The following is a 25,879-nucleotide window of genomic DNA, read 5'->3' as shown; positions in this document are numbered from 1 at the left end:
TATCTATTTATTATGGTAAGCTTACTTAAGCTCAACTTCTGCACCAGCTTCTTCTAACTGAGCTTTAAGTGCTTCTGCCTCATCTTTAGCAACACCTTCTTTAACTGGAGATGGAGCACCATCTACTAATCCTTTAGCGTCTTTAAGACCTAATCCAGTTAATTCTTTTACAAGCTTAACTACAGCAAGCTTAGAAGCTCCAGCAGCCTTAAGGATTACGTCAAATTCTGACTTCTCCTCAGCAGCGTCTCCACCACCAGCTCCACCAGCAGCAACAGCTACAGCTGCAGCAGCAGGCTCGATACCATACTCATCTTTTAAAATAGTAGCTAACTCGTTTACTTCTTTTACTGTAAGGTTAACTAATTGTTCTGCGAATTCTTTTAAATCTGCCATTTTCTATCGTTTTTGAAAATTGTAATTGTTATATAATAAATAATAGTGCGTACTGCTTAACCTTCCTTTTCAGAAAGGGTTTTGATAATACCAGCAAGGGTTCCTCCACTTGACTTAAGAGCGCTAACAACGTTCTTAGCAGGCGATTGAAGTAATCCAATGATGTCTCCAATAAGCTCCTCTCTTGATTTGATATTTACCAGGTTATCTAGTTGATCATCTCCAACGTAGATAGCTTCTTCTATAAATGCTCCTTTTAATAAAGGCTTCTCAGATTTCTTACGAAACTCCTTAATTACCTTTGCTGGTGCATTTCCAGTCTCAGAAAACATAATTGCAGTGTTCCCTTTTAAAACTTCAGGAAGTTCTGCAAAATCTTTGTCTGATGCTTCCATTGCTTTTGCAAGCAATGTGTTCTTAACTACAGATAAACTTACTCCTGCCTTGAAACAAGCACGACGTAAATTTGAAGTCGTCCCAGCATCTAGTCCAGAAATATCAGTAAGGTATATGTGAGCGTTCTCTCCTAACTGCGTAGTTAAATCTTGAATTACTATTGATTTTTCTTCTCTTGTCATAATCTAAAATTTAAACTAGTCAGTAGCAAAACGCTTAGTATCAACCTCTACAGAAGGGCTCATTGTACTTGACATAAAAATACTTTTTATGTAAACACCCTTTGCAGTTGTAGGCTTAAGCTTTACTAATGTTGTTATTAATTCTCTTGCGTTACCAGCAATTTTTTCTGCATCAAAAGATGCCTTACCTACAGAGGCGTGGATGATACCAGTCTTATCAACTTTAAAGTCAATTTTACCAGCTTTTACATCAGAAACTGCTTTTGCAATATCCATAGTTACTGTACCTGTCTTTGGGTTAGGCATTAGACCACGTGGTCCTAAGACACGTCCTAAAGGCCCTAATTTACCCATTACACTAGGCATTGTGATTATAACGTCTACATCTGTCCAACCACCTTTGATTTTCTCAAGGTACTCATCAAGACCTACGTAGTCTGCTCCTGCTGCCTCAGCTTCTCCCGCTTTATCCGGAGTAACAAGAGCTAGCACTTTTACGTCTTTACCTGTTCCGTGAGGAAGAGTTACCACGCCACGCACCATCTGGTTTGCTTTACGAGGATCTACATTAAGACGTACAGCAATATCTACAGAAGGGTCAAAGTTTACGTTACTTACTTCTTTGATTAAAGCAGAAGCTTCAGCTAGATTGTAGGTTTGACCCGCTTCAATCTTAGACTGATTTTCTTTTTGCTTTTTTGTTAATTTTGCCATTATTGTTTTCTTTTTAAGCTGTTAAGCTGGTGCATCTCCACCTTTAACCGTTATACCCATTGAACGAGCTGTACCTGCTACCATTTTCATTGCACTTTCTACAGTGAATGCATTAAGGTCAGGCATTTTGTCCTCTGCAATTGCACGTACTTGATCCCAAGTAACTTTTGCAACCTTCTTACGGTTTGGTTCACCAGATCCACTCTTTACTTTAGCTGCTTCCAATAGTTGAACTGCTGCAGGAGGAGTCTTGATTACAAAATCAAAAGATTTATCCTTATATACAGTTATCGCAACAGGAAGTACTTTACCAGCTTTATCTTGAGTTCTAGCATTAAACTGCTTACAGAACTCCATAATATTTACGCCGGCAGCACCTAAAGCAGGTCCTACTGGTGGAGAAGGGTTTGCGGCACCTCCTCGTACTTGTAACTTTACAACCTTACTTACTTCTTTTGCCATTTCTAAAAATTTAAACTGATCTGTTCATAAAGTGGAAGCAATAGAACAAAATCCAAAATATATTAATGTAACAATTAATTTCTTATACCTTTTCAACCTGCATATAGCTAAGCTCTAATGGTGTTTTTCTTCCAAAAATTTTCACCATCACCTCAAGCTTACGCTTTTCTTCATTTACTTTTTCAACAGTTCCATTAAAACCATTAAAAGGACCATCTATAACCTTGATAGTCTCACCTATAGTAAATGGTATTGCAACGCTGTCTTGTTTTACAGCAAGCTCATCTACCTTACCTAGCATACGGTTCACCTCCGCCTTTCTTAACGGCACAGGATCACCACCTTTCACTTCTCCTAAAAATCCTATAACACCATTAATAGACTTAATGATGTGAGGTATTTCTCCAGCTAGATTTGCTTTAACCATTATGTAACCTGGGAAGTAAACACGTTCTTTGTTTATTTTCTTACCGTTACGTATTTGAATAACCTTTTCTGTAGGAACTAAAACTTCCTCAATGTTATCTTCTAGACTTAATCGTGAAATTTCTTGCTCGATATATGCCTTAACTTTATTCTCTTGACCACTAACGGCCCTTACCACATACCACTGTTTGGTGCTGTTTGCTTTAGCCATATCGTCTTAATTAATTTGTTCCTACTATTTTATCAAAGTATAACTTAATTACATTGCTAAAAACAGTATCAACACCCCATATAGCTAAAGAAAATAGTATCGAAAACACAGCAACTACAACCATAAGACGCTGAGCCTCTGGAAGTGGTGTCCACGTTACGTGATTTTTCAATTCGTTATATGATTCTTGAACGTAATTAATTAATCCAGCCATAATAGTTATATCGTTTTAGAAGTAGATAAGATATCTAATAATCTTCTAGTAAATTCCAAAATTCTAATGAGCAAGACACATTGTGTAAATACTCATAAATTGCACGGGTTGAGAGACTCGAACTCACGACACCTGGTTTTGGAGACCAGTGCTCTACCAACTGAGCTAAACCCGTATCCGTAGGACTAACCTACTTGAGATAATTTTTACGCTTTCGCGAAAGCGCAATAACCTTCTCTTTAACAAAAGTCAAGGCGTTCTGAAAAAACAGAACACCTTTACTTTTATTTATTATCTAGATAAAATTAATCTAAAATCTCAGTAACCTGACCAGCTCCTACAGTTCTACCACCTTCACGTACTGCAAAACGAAGTCCGATGTTAAGTGCGATAGGCTGGATAAGCTCAACAGTAATAGTTAAGTTATCACCAGGCATTACCATCTCGATTCCATCAGGAAGACCGATGTTACCAGTTACGTCAGTTGTACGTACGTAAAACTGTGGACGGTAGTTATTGTGGAATGGAGTGTGACGTCCACCTTCTTCTTTCTTAAGGATATAAACCTCAGCTTTAAACTTAGCGTGTGGTGTTACAGATCCTGGCTTAACGATTACCATACCTCTAGAGATTTGAGACTTCTCAATACCTCTTAATAAGATACCAGCGTTATCTCCAGCCTCACCTCTATCAAGGATCTGACGGAACATCTCAATACCTGTAATAGTAGAAGTAAGTTTCTCAGCACCCATACCGATGATCTCAACAGGATCTCCAGTGTTTGCAATACCAGTTTCGATACGACCTGTAGCAACAGTTCCACGACCAGTAATAGAGAAGACATCCTCGATAGGCATTAGGAAATCTTTTTCAGTCTCACGTAATGGCTCTTCGATCCAAGAATCAACAGCAGCCATAAGCTCTAATACTGTATCAACCCATTTTTGCTCACCGTTTAACGCTCCAAGTGCAGAACCAGCTACAACAGGACCATTATCTCCATCATACTCGTAGAAAGAAAGAAGATCTCTGATCTCCATCTCTACAAGCTCAAGAAGCTCCTCATCATCAACCATATCTACTTTATTCATAAATACAACGATACGTGGAATACCTACCTGACGACCAAGAAGGATGTGCTCACGAGTTTGTGGCATAGGACCATCTGTAGCAGCAACCACAAGAATAGCACCATCCATTTGAGCAGCACCAGTTACCATATTCTTTACGTAATCGGCGTGACCTGGACAGTCAACGTGTGCGTAGTGACGGTTTTCAGTCGCATACTCAACGTGTGAAGAGTTAATTGTTATACCTCTTTCTTTTTCCTCAGGAGCATTATCAATTTGATCAAAAGCAGAAGCTTCTGAAAAACCAGCATCTGCCAATACTTTCGTAATCGCAGCAGTTAAAGTTGTTTTACCGTGATCTACGTGCCCGATAGTTCCAACATTTAAATGGGGTTTCGAACGATCATATGTTTCCTTTGCCATAATGTAATTATTTAATCTTAGTTATTATTAGTGTACTATTTACTAGTGATCGAGTCCCTTCTCATTTAAACACGAAAAGTGAGTGCGACCAGCACTCATTATTAATATTTTGTTTTGAGCCAACGACGGGAATTGAACCCGTGGCCTCTTCCTTACCAAGGAAACGCTCTACCCCTGAGCTACGTCGGCTGGTAAATTTACGCTTTCGCGAAAGCTCAACACCTCAAAGGCATTTAGAGCGGGAGACCAGGTTCGAACTGGCGACATTCAGCTTGGAAGGCTGACGCTCTACCAACTGAGCTACTCCCGCGTTTATAAACTCACCCCATATACATATAGAGTGAGATTAAAGGTGTGGGGAGAGCAGGATTCGAACCTGCGAAGTTAAAAACAACTGAGTTACAGTCAGTCCTCGTTGGCCGCTTGAGTATCTCCCCTATTTGTTATCAAATTTCAGTGCGCAAAACTAAGCAAATCTTTTTGATAATAAAACAATATTTTAAAGAACTTTTTAACTTTATTTTTAAGTTAAAAAAAGAGCCGATGGAGGGACTCGAACCCACGACCTGCTGATTACAAATCAGCTGCTCTAGCCAGCTGAGCTACATCGGCTTTTTACTAACCCATACTTCCCAAAAGAAGCATAAAAAAGTCCGCTATTTCTAACGGACTGCAAATGTAGGTAATTTTTATCCCTACCCAAACTTTTTTTTGAAAAAAAATTACATCACACGTGATCTTATTTTTTCTTTACGTTTTAAAAGTATTCTTTCCATAGACTGAACACACACATCTGTAGCCTCTTCGAAAGATTTTGCCATCTTTTTAACGATAAATTCATCACCAGGCACACTTACTAATAATTCTACAATTTTATTATTTGGCCTTTCATTAGGCTCTAGTTTTAGATAAACATCGGTATGAATAATCTTATCATAAAAATGTTCCAATTTTCCGACTTTCTTCTTTATAAAATTAGTGAGTTTGACATCTGCATCAAACTTTGGAGCTTCTACAGTTACTTTCATAAGAATATGGTTTAATTGGTTACACACAAAACACTCTCGTAGTGTTTCACATATTAAACGTTGTTCTTCTATTTTTTAGTGCGAGGATGGGCTTTTGAGTATACATCTTTAAGAGCCTTTATACTATTATGTGTATATACCTGTGTTGAGGCTAGACTCGCGTGACCCAAAAGCTCTTTTACAACGTTTAAATCTGCTCCTTGATTGAGAAGGTGAGTCGCAAAAGAATGTCTCAATATATGCGGGCTCGTCTTAAACTTATCAGAAGCCTCACTAAAATAGCGATTTATAATTCTGTACACAAGTGTACTATACACTTTTAACCCTTTTAAAGTAACAAGTAAAGGCTCACTATTACCAGACCGAGCCACCTGTGCTCGCTCAACCATATATCTCTCTAGGGTTGTTATTACTCCCGGTAGCAATGGTATAAAACGTTCTTTATCTCTTTTACCTTTTACTTTAAGTATTTTTTGAGAAAGGTCTACACTGCCTATAGTTAGACTAATAAGCTCTGCCCTCCTCATCCCAGTACCGTACAACAATTCTACTATAAGAAGATCGCGCAGTGAAGTAAAGTCTTGAGATTCTCTTAATTCCTCAAGTACAACAGCTACTTCTTTTTCGGAAAATGGAATTTGTACTCGTTTTGAAACCTTAAGAGATTTATGTTTTACAAGCGGCGATACTAAAATATCACCCGTTTTAAGTAAAAACTTATAATATGACTTAAGAGAAGATACCTTTCTATTTACACTCTGACTAGACAGTCCCGCATCAACCAGCGATATAATCCAGGCTCTTATCTGAGCATAAGCTACCTTAACTGGATCCCTTTCTCCATAATTGTTTTCTAAAAAGATAAAAAAACTTGTAACATCCTTCTCATAAGCAAGCACCGTATGCTTACTATAATTTTTCTCAAGATTGAGATATTCTAAGAATGGTTTAAGCGACATTATAAAAACAATATAAACTCACGATTAAATTACAAGCAATAAAAAACCGTTGTACTGTAAAGATACACTTTACAACACAACGGTTATATATGATTGAGAGAGGATGAGTCTCCCTGTTAATCCAGATCACGCTATACGTGACGACGGATTAATAAATACTAGATATTCTCTGCATCTCTCATTCCTTGAATGTATGATGCTTTTTGAATCTCACGTCTTCTTACTACAGAAGGCTTTGTAAACTGCTTGCGCTCTCTAAGATTACGCATAGTCTTTGTGCGATCAAATTTACGCTTAAAACGTTTAAGCGCTCTATCTATATTTTCTCCGTCTTTTACTGGTATAATTAACATAGTGGGACCTCCTTTCTTTAAATTCTTATTCGGTTTTCAGACTGCAAAGATACGCTTAAAAAGCAATCCCGCAACAGTAACCTTTATTTTTTTGAAATTTCTTCAGTTTTAGGCTTATAAGTCTTCTTATCGATAACCATTTTTGCAATGATTTCTCGTAAAATTTCAGATGTTCCCCCACCTATTGGACCTAGGCGACTATCACGTAACATACGTGCTAGCGGATATTCTTCCATATAACCGTAACCTCCTAACATCTGTAAACAATCATAAATTACCTCATCTGCAATTTTTGTTGCTGTAAGCTTAGACATTGTCGCTTCTTTTACAACATACTCGCCATTACCTAGACGATGAGCCACAGTATAATTAAAAGCTTTAGACATCTCCACCTCTGCAGTACGTTCTGCTAGTTTGTGACGTAATGCTTGAAACTTATCTATTGTAACTCCAAAAGCGGTACGCTCTTTCATATAACCTAACGCATACTCTATAGCATACTCTGCTCGAGCGTGTGCATTAATACCCATAATTAAACGTTCTGATGCAAAGTGCTGCATTATGTACCCAAAACCAGCATTCTCCTCCCCCATTAAATTTTCGGCAGGAACTTTTACATTATCAAAAGAAATCTCACCCGTATCTGATGCTCTCCAACCTAGTTTATCAAGTTTTGTAGCATTAATTCCAGGCATATCTCTATCTAAAAGGAATATACTCATACCCTTACCTCCTAGCTCTGGTGCCGTCTTTGCAGCAACCACTAGATAGTCTGAGTAAACACCATTTGTAATAAAGGTTTTTGAGCCATTAATAATATAGTGACCACCTTCTTTTACAGCTGTTGTGCGCATACCAGCCACATCACTTCCCCCAAAAGGTTCTGTAATACACAAACACCCTATTTTATCACCAGCGATACTAGGCGCAAGGTATTCAGATTTTATTCTAGTATCGCCCTCTGCATTAAGGTGCGTCATTGCTAGATAAGCGTGCGCCCATATAGCTGCTGCAAATCCTCCACTATTAATCTTCTGTAACTCCTCTAGTAGTATTACAGTATAAAAGAAATCAAGGTTCATCCCTCCATACTCTTCTGGATAAGCAATCCCGAAGAATCCCATATCTCCAAATTTCTTCCAGATAAAACGTTCTATCTGTCCAGTTTCTTCCCATTTGTCAATATGTGGGACTACTTCTTTTTGAAGAAAATCTTTTAAGCTTTCGCGAAAGAGGTTATGCTCCTCTGTAAAATACATATCTGTCATATTCTTATTTTTACCCCTGCTTACTGAAGATATCGCAGGTAATCATAGCACATTTTAATTTATTTGTAAATATAACGCTATTATGTCATATTTGAAGTCTGTCATACCGTCCAAATCTTTCAATTCTTCTAGTGAGTTAATTCCCTCTCTAAGCGTACGATAGTCTACTATTTCTTTTGCAAGATCAAAATTAAGCAATGGAACGGTAGAAAGGTCTGATGCTGTCGCGGTATTTACGTTTACAAAACGTATTTCTGGCTTATTTTTAACCGTATAATGATTAAGCACAAGTCTCTTTATAGATTTATCTACACCATAGACACTGTAAATCTGAAAATCTACTTGATAACCTCCCACCTTATCACGATGTCGTATAATAGCAGTAGCTGCATTTTCATCTACGCCCTCTATTGCAAGTAAATCTTCATAAGTTGAGCTATTGAGCATTCCTTTCTCTTCGGCGGTTTTCCACTTCTTCTTATAATTATTTTTCTTTTGTGGAGTCTTGCGTTGCTCTAGTAACCACTTAGGCCATTTAAAATAGGGAGATATTTGTGCCAGTAGTGAGTCTGATACTTTTGAGACTTGCTGAAACTCTTCTGTAGAGTTAAACCATTTTCCGCTTTCGCGAAAGCGTACTACTCTATCTATCTCTTCTGTGCTCATCCCGAGTTTATACCCATTATAATCTGTGAGTAATGTAGGGTTAAAAGGATAAATTCTAGGCTTTCTTCTTTCTAGTTCAATCGCTTTAAGCGAGTCTATTTCTTTTTGAAAAGCAAGCACACGAGCATCTTCTTGCAGTGGCGATACGGGTGAATCTGTAAGATTTTTACTAACAGCAATAACTCCTAGACACGCAAGACAAAGTATGGCAAAAAATAAAATCCCATTTCGCTTACGTCTGTCGTAAACAAAATGGGATTTAAATAGTCTCATTTTATATGATATTAGTCTATAGCTTGCTCCTTAAGCTTTATAGCATCAAGGTATCTTTTAAGCTGCTTTTTCACTACTGGGAATAAGAAGAAAAGACCTACCATATTAGGAAATACCATTGCAAATATCATTGCATCTGAGAATGCCCAGATTGAATTCATACTTGCAGAAGCTCCTACCACTACAAAGGTTAAGAATAATATTTTATATACAAGATCTGCTACTTTACCACGCCCGAAAAGGAATTTCCAAGATTGTAACCCGTAGTAAGACCAAGAAATCATAGTTGATACTGCAAATAGTACAACTGCTATCGTTAAGAACACGTTAGAATAAGGAATGTACTCTGCAAATGCCTTCGAAGTAATACCTGCACCCTCAAAAGATTCTCCACCTATTAATACTGCTCCTGTACCGTCTCCTCCATACTCAAAGAATCCTCCGAAATTGAAGATAATGATTACCAAGGCTGTCATAGAACAGATAAGTACTGTATCAATAAACGGCTCTAGTAATGCTACTAGACCTTCACTTGCAGAATATTTTGTGCGTACTGCAGAGTGTGCAATAGAAGCAGAACCTGCACCAGCCTCATTTGAAAAGGCAGCTCTTTTAAATCCAACTAGTAGTACTCCTATAAATCCACCTACACCAATTGCTGTAGGGTTAAAAGCTTCTTGCACTATAAGTGCTACAGCATCATCTATAAGACTAAAGTTACTAAAGATGATATATAAACAAGCAAGAACATACATAACTGCCATAAATGGTACCACCTTCTCAGTTACCTGAGCAATACGTTTTATACCACCTATAATGATAATACCTACTATAATTGCAAGAACAATACCTACTATAAAACCAGAGGCTGCACTTGTCATATTAAACATTTCTTTAAGTACAATGGTTGCCTGGTTAGATTGTGCAGCGTTACCTCCACCAAAAGATCCACCTATACAGAAGATTGCAAAAATTACAGCTGCTACTTTACCTATTGTTGCAAATCCTCTTGCTTTAAGCCCCTTAGTAAGGTAATACATAGGCCCTCCGTATACGGTACCATCTTCACCTACATCTCTGTATTGTACTCCTAGAGTACACTCTACAAATTTTGTAGACATCCCTAATAAACCACAAACTATCATCCAGAATGTTGCACCTGGTCCTCCTAATGCGATTGCTAGCGCAACCCCTGCAATGTTACCATTACCTACGGTACCAGAAACTGCTGTTGCCAGTGCCTGAAAGTGAGAAACTTCACCATCTGAACTTTCATCACGTATTGTGTCTACAATATCACCATCTACAGCGAGGTCGTCATCTATTTTTTCAATATGATTTTCAATGTCTACTTTAGTAAGATCTTGCCCTTGAGCGATACCATCTTCTCCATAAAGCTCTGTAGCCCCGTGTTTTTCAATATCTTCATATTTACCACGTACCGTCTGGATAGCTCTCCAGAAATATCTGATGTTAGGAAAACCAAAGTAAATTGTAAAAAATGCAGCACTTGCTACAAGTAATATAAGTACAAATGGAGTACCTGCTACCTCAAAAAATACGATAGAAGAAAAGAAATCTGAAACAGGCTGGAATGCTTGATCAATTTTTTGATCAATTCCTACTTCTTGGTTGTTTTGTGCAAATGAAATTAATGGAATAAATGCTGATAAAATGAATAGAAGATATTTCTTCATCATATGTATGTGTTTGGTTATAATAAAAATTCAGCTAGCAATATCTAAAAAAATGACCCTTATTCAAAGGAAAGTGTCTTAAAATAGTACACATTTACTAAATACCGAAAGTAGCGTGTAGCTTTTTGATTTGTTCAGGCCTTCCTATAACGATGAGTTTAGATTCTTTTTCTATCCTCATATCTGCTTCAGGGTTAACAATGTACTTGCCAGATGGAGATCTATATCCTATAATAGTACACCCAGTTCTGTACCGTAAATTAATTTCTTTAATAGTCGCTTCTTTACCATCTAGACATACTTGACTAAAACCTATTTCCTCAACATTTATACTATCCTCCTCTCCCACCACAGATAAGTTGTCTAAAAATTCAATAAGATCTGGAACAACCACCAGTGATGCCATATGGTCTCCACCTATGCGATCTGGCATAATCACATTATCTGCTCCAGCTAGTTTGAGCTTTTTTTGTGAAGTTTCTGCCGTTGCTCTACTTATAATTTTTAATGTACTATTAAGCTGCCTCGCACTTAATACAATAAAGAGATTATCTGCATCTTCAGGCAATGCACATAATAATGCAGATGCACGATCTATACCTGCTTTTTCAAGAATTTCATCTTCATTTGCATTACCATTTACAAAATGAATATTCTTATCAGATTCATATTTTTCAATAATATCTGTATCCATTTCAATCACAACAAACTGCTTGTTGTATGCCATTAATTTTTGAACAGCTTCTTGACCATTACGACCATAACCACACACTATAATGTGATCATTCATTTTATCTATTTCTTGTTGCACCTTTCTATGTATTAAATCATTGTAAGAACTTCTGCTCAATATATACTCAGAGATTACGGTAATAGCAAAACCTACAATTACTACACTAAGTAAAATAAGTATTATAGTAAAAATCTTTGCCTCTGGAGTAAGTGGCACCACTTCTCCAAAACCTACCGTGGTAATGGTTATAACCGTCATATACATAGCGTCTACCCAGCTATAGTCTGCAATAAACTTATATCCTAATACACCTATAGTTAAGGTAATTACAAGAAGTATAACAGCTAGATAAATCTTATGTTTAAATAGAGAGAATAGTCTCATAAATCAAAAACAGAGGTTCGTTTTGTATAAATGAGATCTTTAAGTTTAAGCCAGAAGGCTACAGTTAGGTACAATGCAAAACCTGCTCCCAGCGTTGCAAACGATACGTAAATAAAAAAAAGACGTACACTCTTTGCTCGCATACCTAACCTATCTGCAAGCCTCGATGAAACGTAAAAGCCACGTTTTTCAAAATAGTGTCGTATGTTGTAAACAAATTTTAGCATCGTGATACTTAAAAAAACTATTGTAACTAAAAGTGGATGTGCTGGCGATGGTTTTTGTTACGCTTTCGCGAAAGCGTAATTATACACCTCACGCTATAAGAGCCTAGTTTGCGACCTCGCTCATAAATTTAATTCTATACAGACGAAGCTCCTCATCTTCATATTCTCCATCAAACTCTTCCATAGCGACATCTATCTTATCTGTCTCTGCCTCCATAAAATAATCGTGTAACTCCTCTTGTTGATCTTCATCAAGGATGTCATTAATCCAGTAGTCTATATTAAGTCTGGTACCACTAAAAACTATGGCTTCCATCTCTTTAATAAAATCTGGCATTTCCTTACCCTTTGCAGAAGCAAGATCATCTAGCGGCAGTTTACGATCTACATTTTGTATAATATAAAGTTTAAGACCACTGTTTGCTCCTGTACTTTTAACAACAAGATCATCTGGACGAAGGATATCATTTTCCTCCACGTAAGTCTGTATGAGCTTTACAAAATCTTTTCCATACTTTTTTGCCTTTCCATCCCCTACACCGTGTACGTTACCAAGCTCTTGAATGGTAATAGGGTACTTTATAGCCATATCTTGCAATGATGGGTCTTGAAAAACTACAAATGGAGGTACATCGAGCTTTTTTGCAACCTTTTTACGCAAGTCACGTAGCATTTCCATCAGTTTTTTATCTGCACCGCCAGCTTTTTGGGCAGAGATAATTGTATTGTCTGCATCTACCCCAAAGGTATGATCATCTGTCATCATAAATGAAGATGGTTCTTCTATAAAGGAAAGACCTTTAGGTGTCATTTTTATCACACCATAGGTCTCTATATCTTTTTTAATATATCCCGCGACAATAGCTTGTCTTAATAGTGCAAACCAATATTCTTTTTTCTGGTCTTTACCTATTCCAAAGAATGCTTGCTCGTGTGTTTTATGAGAGGTGATGATTGCGTTTTCCTTACCCCTTAGCGTGAAGACTACTTCTTTACTCTTATAAATTTCTTTTGTGTCACGTATTACAGTAAGCACTTTTACAAGTTCATCTTTTGCTTCGTGCTTCTTTTTTGGGTTGCGCATATTATCATCCAGCATCCCACCTTCTCCAGTAGCGTTATCAAACTCTTCACCAAAATAGTGCAGAATGAACTTTCTTCTAGAAATACTTGTCTCTGCAAATGCGACTACTTCTTGCAATAGTGCGTGACCTATCTCCTGCTCTGCTACAGGTTTACCACTCATAAACTTCTCGAGCTTCTCAATATCCTTGTAGGCATAAAAAGCAAGGCAATGTCCCTCACCTCCATCGCGACCAGCACGACCTGTTTCTTGATAATAGCTCTCAATACTTTTAGGTATATCGTGATGAATCACAAAGCGCACGTCTGGCTTATCTATACCCATACCAAAGGCTATAGTTGCAACCACAACATCTACATCTTCCATTAAGAACATATCTTGATGTCTTGCTCTAGTCTTTGCATCTAGCCCCGCGTGATAAGGCACTGCTTTAAGACCATTAACTTGCAGCGTTTGTGCTAGCTCTTCTACGCGTTTACGTGCAAGACAATAGATTATGCCGCTCTTACCTTCATTTTGCTTTACAAAACGAATGATATCTGCATCTACTTGTGCTGTTTTAGGGCGCACTTCATAATAAAGGTTAGGTCTATTAAAGGAAGCTTTAAAAGTATTTGCGTTTGTTATTCCTAAGTTTTTAAGAATATCTTCTTGCACTTTTGGTGTGGCAGTAGCTGTTACAGCTATGATAGGGATATTATCACCTATTCTTCCTATAATCTTTCTAAGATTTCTATACTCAGGTCTAAAGTCGTGACCCCACTCTGAGATACAGTGTGCCTCGTCTATAGCCAGAAATGATATTTTCTGCTCACGTAAGAACTCTACATTTTCTTCTTTGGTAAGTGATTCTGGAGCAACATACAGCAGTTTTGTAACACCTCTTGCTATATCCTCTTTAACTGTTTTAATCTCTCCTTTAGTAAGAGAACTATTTAAAACGTGAGCAATGCCCTCATCTTGTGAGATACCGCGCAAGGCATCTACTTGATTTTTCATAAGAGCTATGAGAGGAGATACCACAATAGCGGTTCCCTCTGCTATAAGAGCTGGCAGTTGGTAACATAGTGATTTACCACCACCAGTAGGCATTATAACAAAGGTGTGGTTTCCTCCTACAATGCTTTTAATTACCTCTTCCTGCAAACCCTTAAACTGACCAAAGCCAAAATATTTCTTAAGTTCTTTGTGTAAGTCTATTTGTTCTGTCTTCATCTATTCAAATGCATTTTTACATACCTTTGTGTTTTCTAAAGATAGTAATTTCCCCACGTTAAACAAATCATAACAAAACCAAGTTTTGAACATTACTCAGCAAATCATTGCTAGCGCACAGAAAACCATTAACATAGAGCAAGCCGCCATTGCAAATCTATCGTCACTTATAGATGAAGAATTTGCTCAAGCAGTACAAGCTATTTACTCATCAAAGGGTAGAGTTGTTATTACAGGTATAGGTAAAAGCGCCATTATAGCTCAAAAAATAGTTGCAACACTTAACAGTACGGGTACTCCTGCACTATTTATGCACGCGGCAGATGCAATACACGGCGACCTAGGGAGTATACTTATAGATGATATTGTGATATGTATCTCAAAAAGCGGTACAACACCAGAGATTAAAGCCTTAGTCCCACTTATTAAGAAAACTGAGAATACACTCATTGCAATTACCTCAAATAAAACATCATTTTTAGGCAATGAGGCAGACTATGTTTTACACGCTTTTGTAAAGGAAGAGGCTTGCCCTAATAACCTTGCCCCTACTACAAGCACAACTGCACAGCTCGTTATAGGTGACGCAGTTGCTGTAGCACTACTAGATCTAAGAGGTTTTACAGAAAAAGACTTTGCAAAGTATCACCCAGGAGGTGCGCTAGGCAAGCGATTATATCTTACAGTACAAGATATATGTGCTACGCACCAAAATCCTGCAGTAACACCAGATGCAAGCATTAAAGAGGTTATCGTTGAAATCTCAAAAAAAAGACTAGGTGTAACCGCCGTCGTTCTAAACGGAGTTATCCAAGGAATAATCACAGACGGAGATCTACGTAGAATGCTTGCAAAAAACGACTCACTAGAAGGGCTTACAGCACAACAGATTATGAGCGAAAATCCAAAAACTGTAAATCACACAGCTATGGCAATCGCTGCAAAAGATATTCTAGAAGAACATAACATAAGCCAGCTACTGGTCGTAAAAGATGGGAACTATGCTGGCGTTGTACATATACACGACCTCATAAAAGAAGGAATTGCATAATGGCAAAAAAAGAAAAAAAACACCCAGATGAGATGTCCTTTCTGGATCATCTTGAAGAATTAAGATGGCATTTAATAAGAGCAACCCTAGCAGTAGTTATCATAGGTGTAGTCGCTTTTATTTTTAAGGGAACACTTTTCAAAATCATCTTTGGTCCACAAAGTCCTGACTTTGTTTCTTACGACATACTATGTGAGATATCACGCTTCTTTGGAGCCGAAAAAGGATGTATTGCAGATGGTGATATGGACTTTATTATACAGAGTAGAAAGGTTGCAGGACAGTTTAGCGCAGCTATATGGACCTCCATTATGGCGGGCGTTGTGATAGGTTTTCCATACATACTTTATGAATTTTGGAAATTTATCTCACCAGGCTTATATGAGAATGAGCGCAAATCTAGTAAGGGTTTTATAGTAGTTGCCTCATTACTTTTCTTTATGGGAGCAGCATTTGGATACTTTGTAGTAGCACCACTTTCTATAAACTTTCTTGCCACTTTTAAAATATCTGAAGCCGTTCAAAATGAATTTGACATAGACTCATTTATAGGGCTCGTGCGTGCATCTGTACTAGCTTCTGGTTTTATATTTGAACTACCTATCATTATGTATTTTTTAACTAAAATAGGCCTAGTTACACCAGAATTTTTAAAGAAAAACAGAAAGTATGCGCTTGTAATTGTATTAATTTTGGCGGCCATAATTACACCGCCAGATATATCAACACAAGTGATTGTTGCTATACCTATAATTATACTTTATGAGGTTAGTATTTTTATCTCAAGAGGTGTAATAAGAAGAGAAAAACGCCGACTCAAAAAAGCCGGTCTCGCATAAGGAACAGGCAAAAATTATTAATAATTAATCGTTGTACGCTTTCGCGAAAGCGTAAACCCCCACTTACATTATGAGTAACAATATAATAGACGACTTTAATAGTTATCGTTCAAAAATGAATGATAAAATACTCGCAGACAATAACAAAATTGTAAAGCGCATCTTTAACCTTGACACAAACGCTTTTACCGCAGGTGCTCTAGACAAAAAGACAAAAGAACTTTTAGGTCTTGTTGCCTCTACAGTGCTACGTTGTGATGACTGTGTAAAATATCACTTAGAGAGCTGCCACGACGAGGGCGTGACTAAAGAGGAGGTGATGGAAACACTTAGTATAGGTACTCTTGTAGGAGGAACTATAGTAATACCACACCTACGCCGTGCTTATGAGTACTGGGAAGCCCTAGATGAAAAGAAAGGAAATCAATAAGCATTTCTTTTTTGTTACAAAGATCTACAATGCTCGTTCTTAATGGGCGTTATAGATCTTTAAAATAAAGGCTTAAACAATACGTATATTTGTTATCTATGAAACTACGCGCAGAAAACTTAATGAAATCTTACAAAGGCCGAAAGGTTGTAAAAGGGATTTCTGTAGAGGTTAACCAAGGTGAAATTGTAGGGCTCTTAGGGCCTAATGGAGCCGGGAAGACTACGTCGTTTTATATGATAGTGGGTCTTGTAAAACCTAATGGCGGTAACATATACCTAGACCAGCAAGATATTACTAAATACCCTATGTATAAGAGAGCGCAAAACGGTATAGGCTACCTAGCGCAAGAAGCTTCTGTTTTTAGAAAACTGAGTATAGAAGATAATATACTAAGCGTTTTACAACTTACTAAACTGTCTAAAAAAGAGCAACTTCATAAGATGGAGGAGCTTATAGAAGAGTTTAGCTTAGGGCATATTCGTAAAAGCCGTGGTGACCTTTTATCTGGTGGAGAGCGTAGACGTACAGAAATTGCTAGAGCCCTTGCTACCTCACCATCTTTTATATTACTAGATGAGCCCTTTGCCGGTGTAGACCCGGTTGCTGTAGAAGATATACAGCGCATAGTTGCACAGCTCAAAAATAAAAATATAGGCATCCTTATCACAGATCACAATGTGCAAGAAACGCTGGCTATCACAGACCGCACTTACCTAATGTTTGAAGGAAGTATACTCAAACACGGAGAGCCAGAAGAACTCGCAGCAGATGAGATGGTGAGAAAAGTCTATCTAGGTCAGAACTTTGAACTAAGAAAAAAGAAGCTCTTTTAATTAAAGCTTACATACAATCTTATAATTAAGAGCACCCTCTATATATCTTGTTATGAAATATACTTATACTCTCATACTTGTAGTCCTATTTTCTGTTTTTTGTAAAGCACAAACACCTATTCCTTCTCAAGAGCAAGATACTCTGGGGATTTTAAAACTTGCTTTTTACGACACAAAGGTGATGCTTAAAGGTATAGGCCACGCATACACAAGCCCTCTGCGATGGAAAAAGGATGACTTTATTGTGGCAGGAGCCATTGTAGGTGGTACTGCACTCCTCTACTTTGTAGATGATGATGTAGAAAACTACTTTATAGATAGAAGAGAAGATATCCCTACGGTACTTGACGAAGCTGGAGAGCGACTAGGGAGCCCTCAAGTAGCTTATGGAATTACAGCCGGCACTTATCTTTTTGGGTTATTTACAAAAAATGAGAAAGTACGTCGTACTGGAGCTTTAATGACCTCATCTGCAGTGACTGCTGGATTACTACAAACACTTCTTAAAGCATCAACAGGAAGAAGTAGACCTACTAATGGTCAAGGTAAATTTAGCTTTAATCCTTATAGCGGCGAGGCTGGCTTTAGAGCATTCCCCTCTGGTCACACCATTCTTTCTGTAACAATGGCTCACGCAGTAGCAAAGCAATTTGATAATGTTTGGGTAAAGGTTGGCATTTATGCTATAGGCTCTATAGCTCCTTTACAAAGGTTATGGGGTGGAGCGCACTGGCTTACAGACGTAGCCCTTAGTGCAGCACTTAGTATTGTAATTGTAGATTCTATAGATAACTATATGAACAAAGCAAATGTATATCCCGACGGCTCTAAGAAAAACAATAGCATTTCTTGGAAATTTAATTTAGGCTTAGGTCGCGCCGGGCTTACTGGTACTTTCTAAATTAACTTACTGGTAAAGTTTCTTGCTTCTGTGCTTTTATAGTAAGCACAAGCATTGCTACCCTGCTTATCACAAAACATAACAATCCAAAAACGGTACATAGCAAGGCTACTTTGAGTCCTCCTGCCATCATAGGCTGTGAGATGTTTCCATTTCCCTCTATAGCATCAAAGGCGGTAATAAGACCTATAGTAGACCCGAGAAGCCCCCACATAAGTGCAAAAAGACTGAGATGACCTATGAGCTCTAGTGTATTTCTTACACGCTTTTTACCTACAAGTGCTAAAATAAATAAGACTACTACTGCAAGTAAAACAAGTAAAATAGGTACCATAAATAATGGCCCTCCTTCATTAATACGATCGATAATTTGTGACATAACTTTAGTTTTTAAGATTACTGTGATGTAAATCTAGAGAGATAAAACACTTCTTAATATTATTTGCGACGAGTACCAGTTTATACTTCCAATATAGCAATTTAAAATCCGTCAACGAATAACCACCAGCCTGTTAGGTTATTGACAGCATATAAAACGTTATTCATCTCAAAATAAATAAGGGCTATCATTTTTTTGTCATCTTTGTGAGATGCTTGCATCTTTGCTTAAAAAAACCATTTACTTCCCTATACATATTATACTATGGGTATTAGTATGGTTATTTTACATTTACTTTTTTAGCTATGCGGCAGATAATGATCAGTTTGTCATACACTTTGCAACTAGCCTCTTACCTATTACTATCGTAGTAACCTACATTATTGCTTATTATCTAATACCACATTTCCTTCTCAAAAAGAGATATATTGTTTTTACTGCATACCTATTATACACTGTAGTAGGCTCACTGTTTTTAATAATTATCATCACCTTCATAAACTTTATCTTCTTATCTAATTATGATATGAAGCAAATGCCCTTGCTCACGCGCAACTTTGTTTTTGTTTTCATACTCGTGTACCTCGTGGCTGGATTAGTCTCACTTGCACAACTCCTCAAATACAACTACAAGGCAATACATCGCAATAGTGTATTGGAAAATAAAATACTAGAAGGGCAATTACTACTTAAAGAAAAGGAACTCCATTACCTTAAAGAGCAAATACACCCACACTTTTTATTTAACACACTTAATACTATTTATGGAGCAGCCCTAAAAGAATCTAAGCACACTCCTGATCTCATTCTTAAATTATCTAATCTACTCGATTACTCACTTAATCAAATAAAGAAAAAGACCGTTGCCATATCTGAAGAGACTAGATATATAGATTCTTATATAGGTCTTGAGCAAGTGCGTTTTAAGGAGTCTCTAAGTGTCACTTTTACAAAAAACATACAGAGAGATATTCAAGTCCCGCCTATGTTATTTATCGCCTTTGTAGAAAATGCTTTTAAACACGGAGGACCTATAGATGAGTTCCTTATTATAAACATACATCTTGAGGTGGTAGATAAGCGATTACATTTTACAATAAAAAATACAGTAAAAGCTGCTCAAAACAACACGCTTAATCACGGTCTTGGGCTTAAAAACAGTAAAAAAAGACTTGATGTGCTTTACCCACAGAGATACACACTCACCAGTGAGCACAAAGACAACTGGTTTTACCTAGATGTAAACATTACATTAGATCAATGAGAACGTACAATGCAATCATAATAGACGACGAGCCTATGGCACGTGAGATTTTAGAAAGTCACCTTTCAAAAATTGAACAAATAAGCGTGAAAGCCTCTTGTAAAAATGCCGCACAGGGTTTTAGCGCTCTAAGTGCTCACGATGTGGACCTTGTATTTTTAGACATAAATATGTCAGAGGTTACAGGCCTTATGTTTGCCAGGGCAATACAAGGTAACACCAAGATTATTTTCACCACCGCTTACCGTGAGTATGCCATAGATGGTTTTGATCTTCAAGCAGTAGACTACCTACTTAAACCTATCTCACTAGAAAGATTAATGAAGGCCCTACAAAAATTTTATAACGAAGTAGAAAAGCCAGCACAAAAAACCATTACAGACACCTTTACCTTTTTTAGATCTGACCGTAAAATGGTGAAGGTAGACTTTGACAGTATTCTTTATATAGAAAGTCTAGGTGACTACCTAAAAATTCACACCAACGATGAGATAATTGTTACCCGCGAGACACTATCATCTGCTATAGAAAAATTGCCCACAAAACAATTCTTCAGAACCCACCGCTCATACGTGGTTGCTGTGCAAAAAATAGATAGCTACACAAATGACCACATCACTATAGATAAAACCGTTATCCCTATAAGTAGAAGCTATCGAGATACAACGCTTCAGTCATTAAGTTCTATAAAATAACGCAGTTTATTGCGTACCTTTGCAAGCCTTTAAAAGTCTTAACGACTGAGGTAAATATAATGTGTTGATTACGCTTTCGCGAAAGCGTAAAAGACCCCATTAAAAGGAGTACCGCATACTATGAAAACAGAATTAGAAAGACAATTAGAACAGATTGAAGCAATAGGTGATGATCACATAGGGACCAGTGCGGTTACCCCATTGCGTGCAGATGCTTTTGAAATGAGCAATGCAGATAAACTTGCAAGCATCCAGAAGGACGTCGCTCACATTATGGAAACCCTAGGGCTAGATATGACAGACGACAGCCTTAAAGGAACACCAAAACGTGTGGCAAAGATGTTTGTAAACGAGATATTTTCTGGTTTACATCCTGATAATAAGCCTAATGTTTCAGTATTTGATAATAATTACAAATACGGAGAGATGCTAGTTGAAAAAAACATCACAGTATACTCTACTTGTGAGCATCACTTACTACCTATAGTAGGTCGTGCACACGTAGCATACATCTCAAACGGAACCGTAGTAGGGCTTAGTAAAATGAACCGCATTGTAGACTACTATGCAAAGCGCCCTCAAGTACAAGAGCGACTCACTATGCAAATCGTGCAAGAATTACAACGTGCTATGGGCACAGAAGATGTAGCCTGCGTTATAGACGCAAAACACCTTTGTGTAAACAGCCGTGGTATACGTGATATAGAAAGTAGCACGGTAACTAGCGAGTTTGGCGGGAAGTTTAAAGAAGAAGCTACACGTAGAGAATTTTTAGACTACATCAAGCTAGACACAGATTTTTAAGAAGCTAAAGCTTGCTTATACATACCTATAAAAAAGCGGTTTCTTTTTAGTGACCGCTTTTTGAGTTTTACAATTAAGATATTTACCTTCGTTACACACATAAATAGCACATAAAATGCCTTTATACCAAGATCAAGAACTCACAGTTTACAACTCGCTTTCTGGAAAGAAAGAAATCTTCACACCTCTACTCGAGGGTTATGTAGGTATGTATGTGTGCGGTCCTACGGTATATAGTAATGTACACTTAGGTAATGTGCGCACCTTTATGAGTTTTGATATGATATTTAGGTATCTCAAACACTTAGGTTATAAAGTGCGCTATGTGCGTAATATTACAGATGCTGGTCACCTCACAGATGATGCAGATCAAGGAGAGGATAAGATTGCAAAAAAAGCAAGACTAGAGCAAATTGAGCCTATGGAAGTTGTACAGAAGTACACGCTAGACTTTCACGACATTCTCAATAAATTTAATTTCTTACCTCCTAGTATAGAACCTACAGCTACAGGTCACATCATAGAGCAAATAGAAATAATCAAAAAGATTATAGACAACGGGTATGCTTATGAGAAAAATGGCTCAGTATACTTTGATGTAATAAAATTTAATGAAGACCACGAGTATGGTAAACTTTCTGGCCGCAAGCTAGAAGATATGATTACAAACACTCGTGCCCTTAGTGCGCAAGATGAGAAGAATAATCCTCAAGATTTTGCACTTTGGAAAAAAGCCCAACCTGAGCACATAATGCGCTGGCCTAGCCCGTGGGGTGATGGCTTCCCAGGGTGGCACCTAGAGTGTACTGCAATGAGTACAAAATATCTAGGAGAACAGTTTGATATACACGGTGGTGGTATGGATCTTAAGTTCCCTCATCACGAGTGTGAGATTGCTCAAAACGAAGCTGCAATAGGTACAGAGCCTGTAAAGTACTGGCTACACGCAAATATGCTCACCCTTAACGGTCAGAAAATGGCAAAGAGTACTGGTAACAGTATCAATCCAGGTGAGATTTTTACTGGAGACAGTCCCCACTTAACAAAAGGATTTGCCCCTAGCGTTGCGAGGTTTTTTATCTTACAGAGTAGCTACCGCAGCATTATGGATTTCTCAAACGATGCATTACTAGCGAGTGAAAAAGGTTTTAACAGACTAATGGAAGCGCTCAAAATTGCAAAAAATCTAGACACATCTAAAGAAAGTAGCTTTAATGTAAACGACTGGAAGGCGTCTTGCTACGCCGCGATGAATGACGATTTTAACACTCCGATACTCATTGCACATCTTTTTGATGCAGTAAAGCAAATACACCTTATTAAAGACGGAAAAGCAACCATCACTGTAAGTGATCTTAAGTTATTACTCGAGACGATTAATGCTTTCGTTTTTGACGTACTTGGACTTGAAGACCATAACGCTTTCGCGAAAGCGGACGACTCAAAATTAAGTGGCACCGTAGAGCTACTTATAAAACTTCGTAAAGAAGCACGCGAAAACAAAGATTTTGCACTAAGCGACAAAATACGAGATGAACTTATAGAGCTAGGAATTCAATTGAAAGATGGTCGTGAGGGTACTACCTTTACCGTAAATTAATGGCTTCTGCAAAGAAAATAGCAATTGCTCCCTTTTTAGGAATCATCTGGTTTTACCAAAAATTTATCTCCTCGTGGACACCAAGCACCTGCCGCTACTCACCCACTTGCTCTCATTACACCAAGACAGCTTTACAAAGGCACGGACTTTTAACAGGTGGAAAGCTGGCATTAAAACGTATTTTATCTTGCCATCCTTGGGGTGGCCAAGGTTATGATCCCGTGCCAGAAAAAGAACCCTTAAATAATGACTAAAGCTTTTTACTATCTGCCATTAAGGTTTTAACTTGCTGTCCATAACTATAAACACAGCGTCATAAGTATGGTGCTAGAAAGATCAAAATAGAAAATATGTTTGCACTCAAATTTACTTGGAACCCAGTATCTGGATTAGATTTAGGTTTTATCACCATTCATTTTTACAGTTTGATGTTTGTAGTGGCATTCTCACTAGGTTTTTACCTAATGAAAAAGATGTTCATACGTGAGGAGGTTGCTATAGAAAAATTAGATAGTCTTTTTATCTACGCAGTTGTTTCTATACTTCTTGGAGCGCGGTTAGGTCACGTATTTTTTTATCAAACAGAACTTTTATGGGGAGACCCGCTATCTGTAATACTTCCGTTTAGGTTTGTGCCAGAGTTTGAGTTTACAGGTTTTAGAGGCCTTGCCAGTCACGGTGCTGCCATCGCGACTATATTTGGCCTTTATTTATACAATAAAAAAATCTTACATAAATCTGTGCTATGGATTTTAGACCGCGTAGTTATTACCTGCGCATCTGGAGCTATTTTTGTGCGCATAGGTAACTTTTTAAACTCAGAAATGGTGGGTAAAATTACAGATGGTCCACTAGGAATACAGTTTGTACAAGATGAGATTTCTGAGCGACGTGCTGTAAGCCTTACAAACATACAAAACCCAAAAAAGGCATATCAAGCCCTTACAGAAGATCCACAATTTGCCGAAATAATAAGTAGTATTCCTTACCGATACCCGGGGCAACTTATGGAAGCATTTGGCTATGTATTTGTATTTATCATATTATACCTTCTATACTGGAAAACCGAAGCGCGTAAAAAACCTGGATTCTTGTTTGGATTATTTCTACTTCTTCTTATGACAGTGCGCCTTGTGGTCGAAAACTTCAAGAGAGAACAAGTAGAAGGTAGAGAAGACTGGATCTTAAATCTTAATACCGGTCAAGTACTTAGCATACCTTTTATATTAATAGGTATCTACTTTGTTATTACTGCTTTTACTAAAAAACCTATTAATGAAACTAATTAAACCCTTTACGCTATCACTCGCAGCCTTATTAACATTAAGTAGTTGTAATAATACTAGTGGCTCTGATAAAGTAATAACTATGGAGACTCCTGCATTTAATAAAGAGGGAGAATTATCACTATACAAAGCTTCTGGAAAACTTATAAGAACAATAGATGTAGAAGTAGCAGATACTGCCTTTGAGCAAGAAACAGATCTCAAAAATAGAGGCCTTTTAAAAGCCCATCAAGGTATGTTATTCTTGTATCCTGAAGAAGATTTACGTGGGTACTTTATGAAAGACATACGCTACCCGCTAGATATTATATTTATAAACGGAGATAATAGAATCGTGAGCTTTGCAGAGAATACAACCCCTCTAGATGATAGTACATTTTTACCCTCACAAGTACCAGCACAACTCGTATTAAAAATAAATGGAGGTCTGTCTGAAGAATGGGTTATAGAAGTAGGCGACTATGTAGAGTGGAAATTTACTAACTAATACGATTTTAATACCCCGTAGTTACAATAAAGTGCTAGTTTAAAATAAACCACATAACAAATCCTCCTATCAAACTTTTGATAGGAGGATTTACTTTTTGTGCTCGCTTATGTTGATAAAGCACAAAAAACCCGTCTCAATAAATGAAACGGGTTTTGAACTATCTTAAAGTAAAGCTTATTTCTTAGCTAAGAAATCGCTTACTTGATCTGGAGACATTACTGACTCAACAAAAGTGTAAGCTCCAGTTTTTGGAGATTTTACCATTTTGATCGCTTTAGTTAAACGCTTTGATCCTGTCTGTAACGATGCAACTGATTTCTTTGCCATAACTTATTTGATTTCTTTATGAACAGTCATCTTCTTAAGTACGTTGTTGAATTTCTTCAACTCCATACGGTCAGGTGTGTTCTTTTTATTTTTTGTCGTGATGTATCTTGACGTTCCTGGTTGACCAGTCGCTTTGTGCTCTGTGCACTCTAAGATTACTTGTACTCTATTCCCTTTCTTTGCCATCTCGGTTTACTTTATGGGATTATTTAGTTAAGAATCCGTTTGCGCGAGCCTCTTTAACAACCGCGTCGATTCCTTTCTTATTGATATTTTTTAATGCAGATGCAGACACTTTCAAAGTGATCCACTTATCCTCTGCTGGAAGGTAAAAACGTTTTTTCATAAGATTCACGTTAAATTTACGCTTCGTCTTATTCATCGCGTGGGAAACATTGTTTCCTACCATTGCTTTTTTACCTGTAAGCTCACAAACTCTAGACATTCCTAAAACTTTAAATAGTTATTTCAAAACAGGGTGCAAAAATACGTAATTTTATAGGTCACTACAAAACTTATTTCTAGTTTTTTCCTGTTAATTTATTTTATGGCTCTTATTTTCTACAACAGAGCCCTCTAATTTATATAATAGAAGG

General features: G+C 37.4%; 32 protein-coding genes and 5 tRNA genes. 12 read left to right on the top strand and 25 right to left on the bottom strand.

Annotated features, from left to right (window positions below; translation table 11 throughout):
* Positions 1-21 precede the first annotated feature (21 nt).
* The 21 genes from rplL to ABVM49_RS08735 all read right to left on the bottom strand — a co-directional run bounded on the left by rplL (position 22) and on the right by ABVM49_RS08735 (position 14,381).
* Entirely contained in the window at positions 22-396 is a 375-nt protein-coding gene (gene rplL / locus ABVM49_RS08835) for a 50S ribosomal protein L7/L12 (RefSeq protein ID WP_021778473.1), read from the bottom strand.
* 56 nt (positions 397-452) lie between these two features.
* On the bottom strand, positions 453-974 hold the full coding sequence (gene rplJ, locus ABVM49_RS08830; protein WP_021778472.1) for a 50S ribosomal protein L10: 522 nt from the start codon (positions 972-974) through the stop codon (positions 453-455).
* Between the two features lie 15 nt (positions 975-989).
* On the bottom strand, positions 990-1,688 hold the full coding sequence (rplA, locus tag ABVM49_RS08825; RefSeq protein ID WP_021778471.1) for a 50S ribosomal protein L1: 699 nt from the start codon (positions 1,686-1,688) through the stop codon (positions 990-992).
* Positions 1,689-1,709: 21 nt separating this feature from the next.
* Positions 1,710-2,150 (bottom strand): 50S ribosomal protein L11, encoded by a 441-nt coding sequence (gene rplK / locus ABVM49_RS08820; protein ID WP_021778470.1) that lies wholly within the window; start codon positions 2,148-2,150, stop codon positions 1,710-1,712.
* A gap of 82 nt (positions 2,151-2,232) precedes the next feature.
* Positions 2,233-2,787, bottom strand: a complete 555-nt coding sequence (nusG, locus tag ABVM49_RS08815) for a transcription termination/antitermination protein NusG (RefSeq protein WP_405201537.1) — start codon at positions 2,785-2,787, stop codon at positions 2,233-2,235.
* A 10-nt stretch (positions 2,788-2,797) separates the two neighbouring features.
* The gene (secE, locus tag ABVM49_RS08810) at positions 2,798-3,001 is read right to left on the bottom strand and encodes a preprotein translocase subunit SecE (RefSeq protein WP_021778468.1); all 204 of its coding nucleotides are present in this window, start codon (positions 2,999-3,001) and stop codon (positions 2,798-2,800) included.
* A gap of 102 nt (positions 3,002-3,103) precedes the next feature.
* Positions 3,104-3,176, bottom strand: a tRNA-Trp gene (locus ABVM49_RS08805).
* A gap of 130 nt (positions 3,177-3,306) precedes the next feature.
* Positions 3,307-4,494 (bottom strand): elongation factor Tu, encoded by a 1,188-nt coding sequence (gene tuf / locus ABVM49_RS08800; protein ID WP_021778467.1) that lies wholly within the window; start codon positions 4,492-4,494, stop codon positions 3,307-3,309.
* A 117-nt stretch (positions 4,495-4,611) separates the two neighbouring features.
* Positions 4,612-4,683, bottom strand: a tRNA-Thr gene (locus ABVM49_RS08795).
* A 48-nt stretch (positions 4,684-4,731) separates the two neighbouring features.
* A tRNA-Gly gene (locus ABVM49_RS08790) sits at positions 4,732-4,804 on the bottom strand.
* 45 nt (positions 4,805-4,849) lie between these two features.
* Positions 4,850-4,931: transfer RNA gene (locus ABVM49_RS08785), tRNA-Tyr, on the bottom strand.
* A gap of 101 nt (positions 4,932-5,032) precedes the next feature.
* Positions 5,033-5,106, bottom strand: a tRNA-Thr gene (locus tag ABVM49_RS08780).
* Positions 5,107-5,216: 110 nt separating this feature from the next.
* Entirely contained in the window at positions 5,217-5,522 is a 306-nt protein-coding gene (locus ABVM49_RS08775) for an HPF/RaiA family ribosome-associated protein (protein WP_021778466.1), read from the bottom strand.
* Between the two features lie 68 nt (positions 5,523-5,590).
* Entirely contained in the window at positions 5,591-6,481 is an 891-nt protein-coding gene (locus ABVM49_RS08770) for a tyrosine-type recombinase/integrase (RefSeq protein WP_405201536.1), read from the bottom strand.
* 158 nt (positions 6,482-6,639) lie between these two features.
* Entirely contained in the window at positions 6,640-6,834 is a 195-nt protein-coding gene (rpsU, locus tag ABVM49_RS08765; protein ID WP_013749868.1) for a 30S ribosomal protein S21, read from the bottom strand.
* A gap of 83 nt (positions 6,835-6,917) precedes the next feature.
* Positions 6,918-8,102: an acyl-CoA dehydrogenase family protein gene (locus ABVM49_RS08760; RefSeq protein ID WP_405201535.1), complete on the bottom strand. Its 1,185-nt coding sequence runs from the start codon at positions 8,100-8,102 to the stop codon at positions 6,918-6,920.
* Between the two features lie 54 nt (positions 8,103-8,156).
* Complete coding sequence (locus tag ABVM49_RS08755; protein WP_405201534.1) at positions 8,157-9,041, bottom strand: ComEA family DNA-binding protein; 885 nt, start codon at positions 9,039-9,041, stop codon at positions 8,157-8,159.
* 11 nt (positions 9,042-9,052) lie between these two features.
* Positions 9,053-10,738 (bottom strand): alanine/glycine:cation symporter family protein, encoded by a 1,686-nt coding sequence (locus ABVM49_RS08750; protein WP_405203669.1) that lies wholly within the window; start codon positions 10,736-10,738, stop codon positions 9,053-9,055.
* A 97-nt stretch (positions 10,739-10,835) separates the two neighbouring features.
* Complete coding sequence (locus tag ABVM49_RS08745; protein WP_035325202.1) at positions 10,836-11,855, bottom strand: TrkA family potassium uptake protein; 1,020 nt, start codon at positions 11,853-11,855, stop codon at positions 10,836-10,838.
* Positions 11,852-12,082 (bottom strand): PspC domain-containing protein, encoded by a 231-nt coding sequence (locus ABVM49_RS08740; RefSeq protein WP_405201533.1) that lies wholly within the window; start codon positions 12,080-12,082, stop codon positions 11,852-11,854. Before ABVM49_RS08740 ends, ABVM49_RS08745 begins: the two co-directional genes overlap by 4 nt.
* Positions 12,083-12,185: 103 nt before the next feature.
* Positions 12,186-14,381, bottom strand: coding sequence for a RecQ family ATP-dependent DNA helicase (locus ABVM49_RS08735; protein ID WP_375253096.1), 2,196 nt, complete (start codon positions 14,379-14,381; stop codon positions 12,186-12,188).
* Positions 14,382-14,466: 85 nt separating this feature from the next.
* Here ABVM49_RS08735 and ABVM49_RS08730 point away from each other — a divergent pair, with 85 nt between their 5' ends.
* The 5 genes from ABVM49_RS08730 (at position 14,467) to ABVM49_RS08710 (ending at position 18,438) form a co-directional block, all read left to right on the top strand.
* On the top strand, positions 14,467-15,432 hold the full coding sequence (locus ABVM49_RS08730) for an SIS domain-containing protein (RefSeq protein WP_021778458.1): 966 nt from the start codon (positions 14,467-14,469) through the stop codon (positions 15,430-15,432).
* Positions 15,432-16,271, top strand: a complete 840-nt coding sequence (gene tatC, locus ABVM49_RS08725) for a twin-arginine translocase subunit TatC (protein ID WP_298347891.1) — start codon at positions 15,432-15,434, stop codon at positions 16,269-16,271. The genes ABVM49_RS08730 and tatC overlap by 1 nt, the downstream gene beginning before the upstream one ends.
* Before the next feature lie 70 nt (positions 16,272-16,341).
* The gene (locus tag ABVM49_RS08720; protein ID WP_021778456.1) at positions 16,342-16,701 is read left to right on the top strand and encodes a carboxymuconolactone decarboxylase family protein; all 360 of its coding nucleotides are present in this window, start codon (positions 16,342-16,344) and stop codon (positions 16,699-16,701) included.
* A gap of 98 nt (positions 16,702-16,799) precedes the next feature.
* Complete coding sequence (lptB, locus tag ABVM49_RS08715) at positions 16,800-17,537, top strand: LPS export ABC transporter ATP-binding protein (protein ID WP_021778455.1); 738 nt, start codon at positions 16,800-16,802, stop codon at positions 17,535-17,537.
* A 52-nt stretch (positions 17,538-17,589) separates the two neighbouring features.
* The gene (locus ABVM49_RS08710; protein WP_405201532.1) at positions 17,590-18,438 is read left to right on the top strand and encodes a phosphatase PAP2 family protein; all 849 of its coding nucleotides are present in this window, start codon (positions 17,590-17,592) and stop codon (positions 18,436-18,438) included.
* Between the two features lies 1 nt (position 18,439).
* Here the strand turns inward: ABVM49_RS08710 and ABVM49_RS08705 are convergent, their stop codons facing one another.
* Positions 18,440-18,817, bottom strand: coding sequence for a MotA/TolQ/ExbB proton channel family protein (locus ABVM49_RS08705; RefSeq protein WP_405201531.1), 378 nt, complete (start codon positions 18,815-18,817; stop codon positions 18,440-18,442).
* 211 nt (positions 18,818-19,028) lie between these two features.
* Between ABVM49_RS08705 and ABVM49_RS08700 the strand changes: the two genes are divergently transcribed.
* The 7 genes from ABVM49_RS08700 to ABVM49_RS08670 all read left to right on the top strand — a co-directional run bounded on the left by ABVM49_RS08700 (position 19,029) and on the right by ABVM49_RS08670 (position 24,953).
* Positions 19,029-20,081, top strand: coding sequence for a sensor histidine kinase (locus ABVM49_RS08700; protein WP_405201529.1), 1,053 nt, complete (start codon positions 19,029-19,031; stop codon positions 20,079-20,081).
* A complete protein-coding gene (locus ABVM49_RS08695) occupies positions 20,078-20,776 on the top strand; it encodes a LytR/AlgR family response regulator transcription factor (RefSeq protein WP_405201528.1) in 699 nt (232 codons plus the stop codon). Before ABVM49_RS08700 ends, ABVM49_RS08695 begins: the two co-directional genes overlap by 4 nt.
* Positions 20,777-20,896: 120 nt before the next feature.
* Positions 20,897-21,580 carry a GTP cyclohydrolase I FolE gene (gene folE, locus ABVM49_RS08690; protein ID WP_405201527.1) on the top strand — a complete coding sequence of 228 codons (684 nt, stop codon included), beginning with the start codon at positions 20,897-20,899 and terminating at the stop codon, positions 21,578-21,580.
* Positions 21,581-21,695: 115 nt separating this feature from the next.
* Positions 21,696-23,180, top strand: coding sequence for a cysteine--tRNA ligase (gene cysS / locus ABVM49_RS08685; protein ID WP_405201526.1), 1,485 nt, complete (start codon positions 21,696-21,698; stop codon positions 23,178-23,180).
* Positions 23,180-23,434 (top strand): membrane protein insertion efficiency factor YidD, encoded by a 255-nt coding sequence (gene yidD, locus ABVM49_RS08680; RefSeq protein ID WP_021778447.1) that lies wholly within the window; start codon positions 23,180-23,182, stop codon positions 23,432-23,434. The genes cysS and yidD overlap by 1 nt, the downstream gene beginning before the upstream one ends.
* 96 nt (positions 23,435-23,530) lie before the next feature.
* Positions 23,531-24,469: a prolipoprotein diacylglyceryl transferase gene (gene lgt, locus ABVM49_RS08675; RefSeq protein ID WP_405201525.1), complete on the top strand. Its 939-nt coding sequence runs from the start codon at positions 23,531-23,533 to the stop codon at positions 24,467-24,469.
* On the top strand, positions 24,456-24,953 hold the full coding sequence (locus ABVM49_RS08670) for a DUF192 domain-containing protein (protein ID WP_375251951.1): 498 nt from the start codon (positions 24,456-24,458) through the stop codon (positions 24,951-24,953). Before lgt ends, ABVM49_RS08670 begins: the two co-directional genes overlap by 14 nt.
* Positions 24,954-25,130: 177 nt before the next feature.
* Here ABVM49_RS08670 and ABVM49_RS08665 read toward each other — a convergent pair whose 3' ends face one another.
* From ABVM49_RS08665 to rpmB, 3 genes are read right to left on the bottom strand one after another with little or no spacing between them, the layout of a single operon-like run.
* Complete coding sequence (locus tag ABVM49_RS08665) at positions 25,131-25,283, bottom strand: DUF4295 domain-containing protein (protein WP_021778444.1); 153 nt, start codon at positions 25,281-25,283, stop codon at positions 25,131-25,133.
* Between the two features lie 3 nt (positions 25,284-25,286).
* Positions 25,287-25,469, bottom strand: a complete 183-nt coding sequence (rpmG, locus tag ABVM49_RS08660) for a 50S ribosomal protein L33 (RefSeq protein WP_013749890.1) — start codon at positions 25,467-25,469, stop codon at positions 25,287-25,289.
* 19 nt (positions 25,470-25,488) lie between these two features.
* On the bottom strand, positions 25,489-25,728 hold the full coding sequence (gene rpmB / locus ABVM49_RS08655; RefSeq protein ID WP_021778443.1) for a 50S ribosomal protein L28: 240 nt from the start codon (positions 25,726-25,728) through the stop codon (positions 25,489-25,491).
* Between the last annotated feature and the right edge of the window lie 151 nt (positions 25,729-25,879).

The organism is Dokdonia sp. LLG6352-1 (assembly GCF_045055815.1).
In the GTDB taxonomy this organism is placed as follows: Bacteria; Bacteroidota; Bacteroidia; order Flavobacteriales; family Flavobacteriaceae; genus Dokdonia; species Dokdonia donghaensis.
This window is presented reverse-complemented; position numbering and strand designations above follow the sequence as displayed.